12 protein-coding genes and 2 pseudogenes are annotated in these 13143 nt (G+C 60.7%); 7 read left to right on the top strand and 7 right to left on the bottom strand.

Translation table 11 applies throughout. The annotated features are described in order from the left end of the window. Positions 1–125 precede the first annotated feature (125 nt). Positions 126–527: pseudogene (locus ACED18_RS19590) on the bottom strand (transposase); the annotation flags it as partial. Positions 528–632: 105 nt separating this feature from the next. On the opposite strand from ACED18_RS19590, the gene ACED18_RS19595 reads away from it, so the two are divergent. Further along, a protein-coding gene (locus ACED18_RS19595) for an IS5 family transposase (protein ID WP_377295288.1) occupies positions 633–1387 on the top strand; the annotation gives its coding sequence in 2 pieces (ribosomal slippage) (positions 633–960 and positions 960–1387; 756 coding nt in all). Between the two features lie 137 nt (positions 1388–1524). After that, entirely contained in the window at positions 1525–2508 is a 984-nt protein-coding gene (locus tag ACED18_RS19600) for an IS1595 family transposase (protein ID WP_377295289.1), read from the top strand. Between the two features lie 1517 nt (positions 2509–4025). On the opposite strand, the pseudogene ACED18_RS19605 reads toward ACED18_RS19600, so the two are convergent. From ACED18_RS19605 to ACED18_RS19615, 3 genes and pseudogenes are all read right to left on the bottom strand, one after another. Further along, positions 4026–4432: pseudogene (locus ACED18_RS19605) on the bottom strand (type II toxin-antitoxin system HigA family antitoxin). Then, on the bottom strand, positions 4432–4728 hold the full coding sequence (locus ACED18_RS19610) for a type II toxin-antitoxin system HigB family toxin (protein WP_377295290.1): 297 nt from the start codon (positions 4726–4728) through the stop codon (positions 4432–4434). Before ACED18_RS19610 ends, ACED18_RS19605 begins: the two are co-directional and overlap by 1 nt. 30 nt (positions 4729–4758) lie before the next feature. After that, entirely contained in the window at positions 4759–5232 is a 474-nt protein-coding gene (locus ACED18_RS19615; protein WP_377295291.1) for a YcgN family cysteine cluster protein, read from the bottom strand. Between the two features lie 106 nt (positions 5233–5338). Between ACED18_RS19615 and ACED18_RS19620 the strand changes: the two genes are divergently transcribed. The 3 genes from ACED18_RS19620 (at position 5339) to ACED18_RS19630 (ending at position 8880) form a co-directional block, all read left to right on the top strand. After that, positions 5339–7525 (top strand): transglycosylase domain-containing protein, encoded by a 2187-nt coding sequence (locus tag ACED18_RS19620; RefSeq protein ID WP_377295292.1) that lies wholly within the window; start codon positions 5339–5341, stop codon positions 7523–7525. Positions 7526–7745: 220 nt separating this feature from the next. Beyond that, a complete protein-coding gene (locus ACED18_RS19625) occupies positions 7746–8333 on the top strand; it encodes a DUF1214 domain-containing protein (RefSeq protein WP_377295293.1) in 588 nt (195 codons plus the stop codon). Continuing rightward, on the top strand, positions 8326–8880 hold the full coding sequence (locus ACED18_RS19630; protein WP_377295294.1) for a DUF1254 domain-containing protein: 555 nt from the start codon (positions 8326–8328) through the stop codon (positions 8878–8880). The genes ACED18_RS19625 and ACED18_RS19630 overlap by 8 nt, the downstream gene beginning before the upstream one ends. A gap of 27 nt (positions 8881–8907) precedes the next feature. Here ACED18_RS19630 and ACED18_RS19635 read toward each other — a convergent pair whose 3' ends face one another. The 3 genes from ACED18_RS19635 to ACED18_RS19645 form a co-directional block, all read right to left on the bottom strand. Further along, positions 8908–9477, bottom strand: coding sequence for a DedA family protein (locus ACED18_RS19635; RefSeq protein ID WP_377295295.1), 570 nt, complete (start codon positions 9475–9477; stop codon positions 8908–8910). 196 nt (positions 9478–9673) lie between these two features. Further along, on the bottom strand, positions 9674–9853 hold the full coding sequence (locus tag ACED18_RS19640) for a hypothetical protein (RefSeq protein ID WP_377295296.1): 180 nt from the start codon (positions 9851–9853) through the stop codon (positions 9674–9676). A 351-nt stretch (positions 9854–10204) separates the two neighbouring features. Continuing rightward, on the bottom strand, positions 10205–10498 hold the full coding sequence (locus tag ACED18_RS19645) for a hypothetical protein (protein WP_377295297.1): 294 nt from the start codon (positions 10496–10498) through the stop codon (positions 10205–10207). Positions 10499–10802: 304 nt separating this feature from the next. Here ACED18_RS19645 and ACED18_RS19650 point away from each other — a divergent pair, with 304 nt between their 5' ends. Together ACED18_RS19650 and ACED18_RS19655 are read left to right on the top strand one after the other, a co-directional pair. Then, positions 10803–11618 carry an SH3 domain-containing protein gene (locus ACED18_RS19650; protein WP_377295298.1) on the top strand — a complete coding sequence of 272 codons (816 nt, stop codon included), beginning with the start codon at positions 10803–10805 and terminating at the stop codon, positions 11616–11618. A 295-nt stretch (positions 11619–11913) separates the two neighbouring features. Then, a complete protein-coding gene (locus ACED18_RS19655) occupies positions 11914–13134 on the top strand; it encodes a DUF2336 domain-containing protein (protein WP_377295299.1) in 1221 nt (406 codons plus the stop codon). The last annotated feature ends 9 nt before the right edge of the window (positions 13135–13143 follow it).

The raw sequence follows: 13143 nt of genomic DNA on the forward strand, positions 1-13143 counted from the left end.
GTGATCCAACACCATACGAATGGCGCGTTGACGGACTTCAGGTGAAAACTTGTTCGTTGTCTTGCTCATAGTGGCTCCACTTTCTCAGAAGTTGCAGCCTCCGGCAAACCCGGTGCGGTTCAGGTGCCTTCCCGCATGGCTTCACGAATGCGATGGGACAGGAACCATGCAGACTTGAGGGTGATCTCAAGAACGCGGTGAAGCTGGTCCGAGCTAATGCCCTTCTTGCTGGAGCACATCAGGTGAATGGCCTGGAGCCACTTGTGAAGCGGGATATGGCTTTCTTCAAAGATCGTGCCAATGCGAACAGTGAACTGCTTCCGGCAGGCTGCGCACTTCTTGAGGCCGTGACGCTCCGCGCCTTCCGGGTTCTTCTTAGAAGGCTTGGAGTACACGCCTTCAAGCTTGTAGATGCGCTTATCGTTGCCGCAGTGGGGGCATACAGGGCCGCTCGGCCACAGAATGCTTTCCACATGATCGAAAGCCGCAGCTTGATTGTGAAAATATTCCCGAGACAAAACCGACATGACGAAACCCAAACCAATCAGGAAGCTAGGGTCGAAACCCAATCAAATTGTTGATGAGATTAGCTATCCATGATTCATTGCCTGCAGAAGCAGGAGTGTTTGACCATGGCAGGCGAATTCTGGCTTGATGACGATCAGTGGGCGGTGATTTCGCCGCTGCTTCCGACCAACCAACCCGGCGCTCATCGTACCGACGACCGCCGGGTTATCAGTGGGATCATACACGTCTTGCGATCCGGTTGCCGGTGGCAGGATTGTCCATCCTGCTACGGGCCTCCGACAACGGTCTATAATCGCTTCCATCGCTGGTCTGCAAAAAGGATATGGCGGCGACTGTTTGAGGCTCTGGTGCAAACGACCGATCGGGACATCCATATGATCGATAGCACGACCGCAAAAGCACACCGCTCTGCTGCTGGCGGAAAAGGGGGGCAGATGCCGAAGCAATCGGTCGATCGAGAGGCGGCAGATCGACAAAAATCCATGCTGTTGTCGATGGTTGCGGCCGTCCAGTCGCGTTGCGAATAACGCCTGGGCAACGCGGTGATGCACCCGCTGCCATCCCGCTCCTTGAACCCTTGCCACCAACACGTCTCTGCGCCGCAGATACGGCTTACGACAGTGACGCCTTGCGCAACTTCCTGACAACACGCGGCACGGAACCCGTCATTCCCAACAATCCAACCCGAAAGAGGATCAGACCGTTCGACCCAGTCGCCTACCGAAGACGCAACATCATCGAGCGGACATTCTGCCGTCTCAAGGACTGGAGGCGTGTCGCGACGCGATACGACAAGCTCATTATAAACTTCACGGCAACGTGCTACATCGCAGCTATCGTCACATGGTGGATCAATTGAGTCTGGAGCCTAATCCGTTGATGCAGTTATAGCCTCATCGATTGGGTTTGTCAAAGATAATATTGGGACAAAATTCCCAATTATATACTTGACGTACCACGCCTTTTAGGCTATCAATCCTATCAAGGAGATAAGCCATGTACGCTCTCGATCACGAAATCTACAACGACGCCGACAAGGCTCGCCAACACCTTGAGGCCATCCATTGGCCCAACGGCCCGGTCTGCCCTCACTGCGGGAACTCTGATCAAGCGTCGATCACTAAGCTGGCTGGAAAGTCCACCCGCCCTGGCGTCTACAAGTGCAACGCCTGCCGCGATCCTTTCACCGTCACCGTTGGCACCGTTTTTGAGCGTTCCAAGATCGCACTCAACAAGTGGGTTCTCGCCGCTCACCTTATGGCGGCTTCCAAGAAGGGCATGAGCGCCCACCAGCTTCACCGTATGCTCGGCGTCACCTACAAGACCGCATGGTTCATGGCCCACCGCATCCGCGAGGCTATGAAGGAAGACGTTAAATCTTCCGGGCCTCTTGGCGGAGAAGGCAAAACCGTCGAAGCAGACGAAACCTACATCGGCAAGCGCGAGACGCCTCGTAAGCTCGCCCGTGGCCGCATCGCTAAGCCCACCAAGGGCGGCAGATCAGGCGGCGCTGACAAGCGTATCGTTGTCGGCCTCGTAGAGCGCGGCGGGAAGTCCCGCATGTTCCACTTGAACGACGCCACTAAGGAAACCGTGCGCGACGTTCTTGTCCGCAACGTCGCTCGCGACAGCAACCTCTACACCGACGAAAGCCGTCTCTACACTGAAACTGGCAGAGAGTTTGCAACCCATAAGACGACCAAGCACTCTGCAAAAGAATATGCTCGTCGCGAGGGCGATATCGTTATTCACTCCAACACTATAGAAGCTGTCTTCTCTGTCTTCAAACGCGGCATGATTGGCGTTTACCAGCACTGCGGTGAAGCCCACCTGCACCGTTATCTTGCCGAGTTCGATTTCCGATGTAACCGCCGCGCATCTCTCAAGATCAGTGATGCAGAACGCGCCGAAGACCTTCTTCGTCAGGCCCGCGACAAGCGCTTGACCTATCGGCGGGCTGGTGAAGCCAATCACGCCTAAGCAGAAAGCGCGCAAAATCCTTCGAAAAAGAAAGAAGAGACACCACTGATTCAGGTGGATTGGTCTTTCTGCTACTTGCGTGTGCTTGAACGTTCCGTGAACATGATGACGGCGGCGCTGATTCTCTCCCCAGAGCTACGCCGCCGTCACTTCAACCAAGCCAAAGGGCGGCTAGGCATGAATACAAGCGCGACTTTCTTTTCTCCCAGAAGAGTCGTCAAGCCGTCCTTGGGCAAGACATAAGGCTTTTTTTAAAATGGCGAGACTACCCGTGCTACCGAGCTACTTGATAGCTGACCGAGACTCCCCACCGCTTATCGATTGGAGAGGCCAGAGTTCCAGAGTTTACACTTTTGAACTTCACCCCATTGGGTCGGTCTATTTCCATAAACCCGGCGTCTATATCGCTTGCAAGCGTGCTGGGAACGGAAATTGGGACGCTGTGTACATTGGCGAAACAGAAAGCTTCCACAACCGTCTCACTGCAAACTTGGTACTTCATCATAAATGGCATCGCATTCGTGCTGCTGGGGCTACCCATTTTTGCACCATGCACGTGCCCGGTGGCTTGGCCCTGCGCGAGGGTATCGAGACTGACCTCCGACGACATATAAAAACTCCCTGTAACGATCAGTGACCATAACTGGTCAAGGGTTACTCGGTTCCTTATCTTCCCTCCCAGGCTTCGGCTTGGGAGGGGCCTTCGGCTCCGGCGGGGTCTTCAGCATCCGTCGCAACACATCATCGCCTTTGTCTTCCGTCTTTTCGAGCTTTGTCATGGCACCTCCAAAATTCCCAAACACACCGGACCGGCTTGATGACGCAAGCGAACAGTTCTCATACTGGCTAGGCAGCCTCATTATGAACTGGTCAACAGCCGAAAGTCTATTTCTGGGCTTCATGAGATGCTTCGTACCGGGCCCGCCCGGTACGTGCGAGATATTTTGGGTATCAAGCAAAAGCTCGAAAGCTCGAATCGACTATGTGGTAAACCTCTCTAAAATTGCAGCGATCAGCGAACAATCAAGGGAAGCCCTTCAAAAGCTCGCAACGCATTTTGACAGTCTTACACGCGTAAGAAACATGTACTGTCATTGCTACTACCACGCCGATCCGACAACGCTTAAGCCGGTCGAACTCTCTCACTACTCCATACCAGACCCAGAAGGGTTACATTTGCTCAAGGAGACACGTCGAAAAATCGACAAATCCCTTGTAAACGAAATAAGAAACGCAGCGCAGCGCGGCTACGATCTTAGCAACAATTTGTGGCCGCTTCTTTTGCAGGTCCGAGACGAGTTGCAAGCCCAGCACGCAGGACTGCCTCAATCATTGCCGGAACACTTACTTCCCAAATAGCGCCGTCCTCGTGCTGGTAGCTACGAAAAGCCAGCGCCCCTGCCGTTACCATTTCATCCGTGATTTCGATGCCGGCCTGTCCCGAATCACTATCCATTTTGGCCTTTGGTACGTCAAGTATATAATTAGGACAAAATTCCCATAAAGGGAAAATTTCCTCAAATTGTCGTCACGACCCTTTGCCGGCCAGCCTGGAGCCGATAGGGCTTGACAAGAACGGCGGCCGATAGCCCCCACTGCGAACTCAGTCGATGGATCATCTCCAACGTCAGCGGCCGTTTTTTCGCAAGAACTTCTGATGCACGGGGCGCTGAACCAAGCAGGGTCGCCAAGTCGCCTTGCCCCGCCCGGTTTCGTTCATAAACATGCGGACGTAATCGATAGGATCGGACGGTGGGTCGATAGGATAATACCTAACTTCATAAGTCTCGATAAGGGCTCCAAGAACGTCGAAACGCTCGGCTTCAGGTGTTCCGATTTCCGGCTCGTTTTCAAAGTACGGCGTTATCTCGGCAATGGCCCACACCAGATCGTCATCATTTCGAATAGCTCTGATATTGTCCATCAAACCGTCTCCGCATTGATCTTGTCGTGCTCGCCATGGGTCCCGATAAATTTCACAAGCACGCGTTTGAACGGGTAGGAGACGTGAACGACCAGCCTGTATTTGTTGCCGGCAATGTCGAAAATAACGCGATCATCCCCGACGAAATCGACCGTCTTTCCGAAAACGCCTTTTAAATCGGCCGGGGACGCCCATTCCGCAGCGCTTACCGTCGCATACCATGTCCGAAGCGGCATCTCCGACTGGCTGTGTTTTGTCCAGAACCGCCGAAGCGTTGCTTTCGCGACAATCTGCATGAAAAAATATCATTCCCAATTTGGGAAATGTCAACGATTGCCGTTGCTCCCCTCCCCCACCTCCAGCGGCCAGGTCACCACATAATCCTCGAAGTCATCAACATCGACCTCGTCCTCGGAGGTGGTGCGCCCGCGGATGGAGATGCCGGCGGCGTGCACCGTTTCGCGGTCGCCGGAGACGAGGTAGTGCCACCAGTAGAGGTCTTCGCCGTCGCGCACGAGGCGGTAGGCGCAGGTCGGCGGCAGCCAGGTCAGGCTCTCCACCATCTCGGGCGTCAAGCGAATGCAGTCGGGTACGGTTGCCTGCCGGTTGTCATAGTCCTTGCAGCGACAGCTTGTCCCGTCCAAAAGCGTGCAGCCGATGGAGGTCCAGGCGATCTCGCCGGTGTCCCAGTCCTCCAGCTTGTTGAGGCAACAGAGACCGCAGCCGTCGCACAGGCTTTCCCATTCGGCATCGGTCATCTCGGCGAGGTTTTTCGCCTTCCAGAACGGTTCGGCCGTCATTGGCATACTCCTGACAAGATCATCGGCTGTGCAGTAGATTGGAAAGGCTTGGCATGCAATGATCCGCGCGCCCGGCATGATGCCGGGGCAGATTGGGACAATCGTTTTGAGTAAGACCCCTGAGGACGATAACCGGCCGCGCCTGAGGCATTCCCTGCTGCGTCTCGATTCCTGGATCGATTCGACAGTCTGGAACCTCGGTTTTCGGGCCGCAGAGACGTGGGAAGAGATCACCATCTTCTTCCGTCGCTTTCGCGTGCGCGGCTTCAAGCGCGTTCTCGTCGAACTGACCTGCGAAGGCCTGACGCTGGGGGCTGCCGGCTCCGTTCTGATGCTGGCGCTGGCGCTGCCGGCCTTCGAGGAGACGAAGGGCGACTGGCGCGCCCAGAGCGATTTCGCCGTCACCTTCCTCGATCGCTACGGCAACGAGATCGGCCATCGCGGCATCATCCACGAGGATTCCGTGCCCGTGGACGAGCTGCCGGATCATCTGGTCAAGGCGGTGCTCGCCACCGAAGACCGCCGCTTCTTCGATCACTACGGCATCGATTTCCTCGGCCTTGCCCGCGCCATGACCGCCAACGCCCAGGCGGGCGGCGTCGTGCAGGGCGGCTCGACGCTCACCCAGCAGCTCGCCAAGAACCTGTTCCTCTCCAACGAGCGCACCATCGAGCGCAAGATCAAGGAGGCCTTCCTCGCCGTCTGGCTGGAGTGCAACCTGTCCAAGAAGGAGATCCTGCGCCTTTATCTCGACCGCGCCTATATGGGCGGCGGCACGTTTGGCGCGGCGGCTGCGGCGCAGTTCTATTTCGGCAAGGATATCAAGGATATTTCGCTCGCCGAAAGCGCCATGCTCGCCGGCCTCTTCAAGGCCCCTGCCCGCTACGCCCCGCATGTGAACCTGCCGGCGGCGCGCGAGCGGGCCAATGTCGTGCTGACCAATCTCGTGCAGGGCGGGCTGATGACGGAGGGCCAGGTGCTGGCCGCCCGGCTCGCGCCGGCGACCGTCGTCGATCGCGCCGTCAATGGCAACAAGGCGCCGGATTTCTTCCTCGACTGGGCCTTTGACGAGGTGCAGCGCATCGCCAAGCCCTTCGCGCAGCATTCCCTCATCGTGCGCACCACCATCGATCTCGGCCTTCAGCAGGCGGCCGAGGAAGCGGTGGAAACCGGGCTTCGCGAATATGGCGAGAGCTACAAGGTCAAGCAGGGCGCGCTGGTCATGGTGGAAAACGGCGGGGCCGTTCGCGCCATGGTCGGCGGGCGCGACTATGGCGAAAGCCAGTTCAACCGCGCCACCAAGGCGCTTCGCCAGCCGGGCTCCTCCTTCAAGGTCTACACCTACGCCGCCGCCATGGAGAAGGGTTTCACGCCGGAATCGGTCGTCACCGATGCGCCGGTCACCTGGCGCGGCTGGTCGCCGCAAAATTACGGCCGCTCCTATTCCGGCCGCGTGACGCTGATGACGGCGCTGGCAAAGTCCATCAACACGGTGCCGGTGCGCCTTGCAAAGGACGAGCTCGGCACCGAGATCATCGCCGAGACGGCAAAAAAGATGGGCGTCGAGACCCCCATCCGCACCGACAAGACGATGCCGCTCGGCACCTCCGAGGTCACGGTGCTGGATCAGGCCACGGCCTATGCCGTCTTCCCGGCCGGCGGGGTGCAGGCGCGCCGCCACGGCATCAGCCAGATCATGAATTACGACGGCGACATCCTCTATGATTTCTCGCGGGATACGCCGGCGCCGCAGCGTGTGCTGAGCGAGCAGGCCGTCTCCTCCATGAACCGCATCCTCACCCAGATCCCGGTCATCGGCACGGCGCGAAAGGCGGCGCTCGCCAACGGCATCACCACGGGGGGAAAGACGGGCACGACGCAGGCCTATCGCGATGCCTGGTTCGTCGGCTTTACCGGCGACTATACGACCGCCGTCTGGTTCGGCAACGACGACTATACCTCGACCAACAACATGACGGGCGGCTCGCTGCCGGCCATGACCTTCAAGCGCCTGATGGACTATGCCGAACAGGGCATCGAGCACCGCACGATCCCGGGCATCGACGCCACCGCCCCGGTCGCACAGACGAAGGCAAAGCCGGCAGAGGACGAGAGTGCCGACGCGCTTCCGGCGCTGGTGCGACCGCGCATGCTCAGCAGCGAGGTCTCCCGCATCATCCGCGATCTCGGCTCCCGCATGGAAAAGGCCCCGGCCGTCGTCGTTCCCGCCGCCACGCTGCCTGGCCGCGTCGCCGGGCTGGAGGATACCCCGCTGATCGGAACGCAGCCATGAGCGCGGTGATGGACGCCGCGATCGCGCGCCGCCTGCGCAGACACGCCTGCACGGTGGCCGATCACATTCGCGCAAAGGCCCACCCCACCCGCTGTTCTCACCGACGGGGAGAAGATGCCGGCAGGCAGATGAGGGGGCCCGCGCGCTTTGCGGCGCCAGCGTTCGCCACAGCCGCATCCGTCGTTCCCTCTTCCGCCTTCATATCGAGCCCGTAAGCCCCGTGTTCCGCATTCCCCTCCTTGTCGCGCTTGCGCTCGCCGTCGCCTTCGGGCTCGGCACCTTCTCGGCCATCGAGGCCCTGAAGGTCACGCTCGGCTTTGGCGGCATCACGCTCGGGCCGTGGACGGCCTTTCCGCAGGCGCAGACGGCCGATGCCGATCCCTATGCCAAAGCCCATCGGGCGCGGGCCGGTGCGCTCCTGCTCGGCGGCGCGGAAGGGCTCGCCTTCTACGCCCGCACCGACAGCAAGGGCATGCCGCTCGACGCCGGCTGCACCTACGAGATCAGCGGCCAGACTCCGGCCGCCCGCTTCTGGACACTGCATGTCACCGGCCCGGACGACCGTCCGGTCGCGCTCGAAGCCGGCCTGCCGACGGCCATCAATTCCTGGACGGTGCTGCGGCGGGCCGATACGTCCTTTTCCCTGACGCTTTCTCACAAGGCGCAGCCCGACAACTGGGTCGCCCTGCCGGACAAGGGCCGCTTCGCGCTCACCCTGACCCTTCTCGATACGCCGACGGCCGGTTCGTCCGGCGTTGTCGAACTCGACATGCCCGGCATCGTCAAGACGGGGTGCGGCGATGCGTAGTGTCTTTTATGCGCTGGCGGTCGGGCTGCTCGGCGCCGCCATCCTTCACATCGTTATCATCCTGATGCTGCCGCGCTTCACTGCGCGGGATGCCTTCACCCGCGTCTCGGCGCTTGATGATGTCCACAGCTTCGTCTCCCTGCCGGCAACGCCTGCAGGACCGAACGGGCTTGCCAACGACAATCCCTATCTGCGCACGGCGGTCTGCACCTTCGGAATTTCCGCGCAGCCCGCCCGCTTCCAGGCGGTCGGCGACGTGCCCTTCTGGTCGATCGCGGTCTACGACGCCGCCTCCAACGAGGTCTTCAGCATGAACGACAAGACGGCGGTCGGGGGCAATCTCGACCTCGTCGTCGCCACGCCTGCACAGATGCTGGCGCTGCGCCGCGCCGCCCGCCCGGAGCTTGAAAAGTCCATTCAGGTGGAAATGCCGAAAACGGTCGGCTACGCCGTGTTGCGCACGCTTTCGCCGATGCCGAGCCTTGAGGAAGCGGCCCGCAACTTCCTGGCCGAGGCCACCTGCGATACGCTGCGGCCTGCTTCCTGATCGCTCCGGTCAGACGCGGACTTTACGTCACCTATCCTCGTCTCGCATCAGCCGCCGGCGCCCCCACAGCGTCAACGCGCCTGCCAGGGCGGCGACCACGACCAGACCGATGAGCAGATGCACATGCAGGTGCAGGCGACCGACAAGGCTTTCGACGAGGTCGCTGAAAAAATACCCCACCGCCGGAATGACCAGCCCCCAAACGGCGGCGGCAATCGCGTTCAGCACGACAAAGGTGCGCGCGGGCACGCCGGAAAGGCCGATGATGATCGGACTGATGGTCCGCATGCCGTAGAGAAAGCGGAAGGAGAGGATGAACGTCGTCGGATGGCGCTCCAGCAGTGCCTTCACCTTCGCCGCGATCGGCTTTTCCGCCAGACGAGCGATACGCGGCGAAGCACTTGCCCAGCGCCCGAGGAAGAAGAAGATCTGGTCTGCGAGAAAGGATCCGATCGCCGCAGCACAGGCGACGGCCCAGAACGGCAGCAGATGTCGATGTGCGGACACACCGCCAAGAAATGCGACGGTTTCACCCTCGATTGCCGAGCCTAGGAAGACGGCAAGGAGTCCGTACTGGGCGATGAGGGCTGCGAGCAAGGAAAGGGCTTTCCGCGGTCTGTAAGTACGGAACGGCGAACGCTACGATGTCGCTCATCCAGGCGGGAATGGGAGAAAACGGAAGGGATCGGAAGCGTCTGCTGCGGGATCGCGCACCGCCTCGATCAGGAAAATTTCAGCAGCTCGGCAGCCGGAGCGTGGTCGCGGCCAGCGGGTTTACCGGTAAATGGTATCGTTACTTCGCGGCCGTCTTGCCGCCGGAAGGCCGCTTCTTGGATGGCCTGCCACCGGCTCGGTCGTCGAGGCGCTCGTAGCGTACGCCGGTAAACAGCAAAATCTGCGCACCCGCGCCGATCGCCTGCTCCGCGCGCACCGCTCTTCGCGGCCGTTCCGTCAATCTGATCACGTCTGCCATGCTCGTCTCCACATTCTTTTCGTGAGACGGATGAACTACCGTACCGATTTCACCCTGCCCTCCCGGGCTGGCGCATTCTGCCGAAGCAGTCATCTGCGCCGCTCTCAACCGACTCCTTCCAATCGCTTGCCGGTTAATTTCAGCCACAGGCTCGTTAACGATGTCCTAACGCCGGCCCGTCTTCACCAGTCAAACGCTTGGAATGGCCAAAGTGCAACAGTCGAACGGATCACAATCACCCGATTGAGACAAGAATGCGCCGGAAAACCTGTCCGACGCTGTCTCCAAGGAAACGGGCTCTCACCCGTTCCCTCATTTTGCTTTTGACACCGCTCTCGGGTCGTCAGGCCCTTATCGGCGGGCCATCAGGCCCAGCACGAAGGAGATGCCGGCCACGGCTGCCAAGGCACCGAGCGGCTCGGCACGCACCCGTTCACGGATGTCGTCGGTGACGCGCTCGGCCTCACCCTTGACGACGGCGCCGGTTGCCTGGCCGATATTGCCGACGGTAGAGGCGAGATTGGAAAGCTCGGCCTTCAGGTCGGCAATCTGCGCCTCGAGATCGGCCGTGCGGCGATCCATGTTCTTGTCGTCGAGTGCTGCGGCCACGTCGTTGGCCACTGCGGAAATCTTGGCTTCAGCCATGGTAATCACTCCTCGTCTTTGACGGCTTGGAAACTCACGGTCGTTCAACGCCGTGCCCGGCGGAAAGTTCCCGCGCGCCCCATTCGCGATCTGCCCTGCTTGTAGGACCTTGCGCTTTTGCCGGCGCCTTTATTGCGCCCAAGGAAAGTTTGTCGGGCACCTTGATAAAACGGAGCGTCACGCCACCTCAAAAAAGTACAAATTCGCGTGTGCTTTGGAAGATCGGGCAAGAGGAGCCGGCACGCGCGCGTTGAAACAGTGCTGCATCCATTTGCCTGCGCCTATCGCCAAGGGAGAAACATCCATGCAGAATTTTCTTCGCAGGGCGGCGATTGCCGTCTCCTTCCTTCTACCGGCCGTCGCGCAGGCCGCAGAGGGATTTTCGACTGCCAATGTCAACCTGCGCTCGGGCCCCAGCACCAGCTATCCGGCCGTTGCGGTCATCCCGGTCGGGCAGACCATCGAGATCTATGGCTGCCTGAATTCCACGCCCTGGTGCGACGTCTCCGTCGGCCGCTGGCGCGGCTGGGTCGCGGCCCGCTATATCCGTACGACCTACCGCAACAGCCGCGTCATCCTGGAGCCGCGCTATTATCGCCCGCTCGGTATTCCGACCGTGACGTTCGAGATCGGCAATTATTGGGACCGCTACTATCGCAACCGTGATTTCTATCGCCAGCGCGACCGGTTCGACAATGATTACCGCCCGCCGCGCCGCGACTGGGATCGGCCCCGCCGGGACTGGAACGAGGATGACCAGAGCTGGGATCGCAACCGCCCGCGCCGCGACTGGAACGACAACGACCAGAACTGGGACCGCAACCGTCCGCGTCGTGACTGGAACGACAACGACCAGAACTGGGATCGCAACCGCCCGCGTCGTGACTGGAACGAGATGGACAATCGCCGTCCCGAGGACAACCGTCGCCCGGACCGCGACCGTCCGCGTCCCGACAATCCCGACTACGGCAATCGTCCCGATCCGAACCTGGATCTGCAGCGGGAGCAGGAAAACGACCGTATCCGCCGCACGCAGCAGCGGGAGCAGAACCGCATGATGGATACGCCTGAGGGCGTGACGGATTGCGCGCCGGACGATCCGGCCTGCCAGATCCGGTAAGACAGGCGCAAAGCGTCGCTGACGCTGCCCGTTGCCCCCTACGCCCCGCATGCCGCAGTCCCATGGGCTGCGGCATTTTCTTTGTCCGCTCGTCCGAAAAGCCCGTCATCTCTGAGATTGGCGCGGGCGGCATGCGGCCGGTTTTCCACAGGTCCTGCTTTCGCCGCAGTCCTTTCGCAAAGCCGAAGCTCCATAGTTAACAGTGCGCTAACGGTTTGCCTCTAATGTTGGCGTCTGTACCGGGGCGAAACAGTGCCCCGGGCTCCCGGACTGCCTGTATCGAGTAGGTGTATCTGTGTCGGATCGGTTTCGTGCGTTGGAAACTCCCCGGTCGGGGCGAACGAAAGACGTCGTCCTGTTGGCGACGGTCACGAGCTTTGAGGCGCTGCGCCATCCGCGCCGGACGGATCTCCAGCAATTTGCCGAACTCTTCGAACCGCTCTTTACTGCCTCGAGCGACGAGGCGCGCCGCCAGGCGGCCGCTGCCCTCTCCCAGGCCCAGAACCTTCCCGAATCCGTGGCTTTCCTGATCGGGTCCGCGCCGATCGGCATTGCCGCGACCTTCCTCACCCGCTCTCCCGCGGTGTCGGACCGCGTCTTGATCGACATCGTCAACCGCATGGGATCCTACCATGCAGCAGCGGTCGCGCGGCGGGACAATCTTTCGCCCATGGTGGTCGATGCCCTCGTCGACCGTCACCAGTCGGCCGGTGGCCAGCGTTGGGATGAGGAACCGGTAGACGAGATCGCCGGGATGCCGGACATGGAGGATGCCGACGACGGCGAACCCCATCTGCCGATTGCCGATGCGGCAGACAGCCTTGCCGAAGGCCAGAGCGTTCAGGTGGTTTCTCCCCTCGTCTTTGCCGAGACGCTCGGGCCGGACATGGACGAGGCGATCGCGCCTTCGGCAGAAGAGCTCGATGCCGAACGCGCCCGTGTCCAGCGCGAAGAGGCGCTTCGCCAGCAGATCAAGGCCCTGGCGCGGGTTGCCCGCGAGGAAAAACGCCGCAGCAGGGGTCTTCAAGCCGCCACGCCGACCAATGCCGCCCTTCTGCTGCGCTTTGCGCGCACCGGCGAGATCTTCTATTTCCGCCGGGCGCTGGCGGCGAGCCTGGAGGCGAGCGAGTCGCTTGCCGAACGCATTCTGCTTGATGTCTCCGGCCGCCAGCTGGCGCTGGCGCTTTCGGCCCTCGATGTCGATCCGAAGGATGCGCAGCTCATTCTGACGGCGACCTATCCGCATCTCGGCGAACGGCTCGGCATCACCAGCAAGGCCGATCACATGGTCTGGGCTGCCGACAACGATACCGACCGGGCCCGTGTCGAGGCGTGGGTCAGGGCCGATCGCCGCGCCGACGACGGTGCGGACAACGACGAGGCAGGGACGACCTACGAACCGCTCCAGGCTCCGGAACGCCCCGCCGATCCGCGTCGCCAGCCGGCATTCCAGCGCAGCGAAAGGCCCGACGTCAGCCGCAACTTTGGCAAACGCAGCGGCGGTGCGCGCCGCTGACAAGACGGC

This window comes from Rhizobium sp. SG2393 (assembly GCF_042610495.1).
In the GTDB taxonomy this organism is placed as follows: Bacteria; Pseudomonadota; Alphaproteobacteria; order Rhizobiales; family Rhizobiaceae; genus RU20A.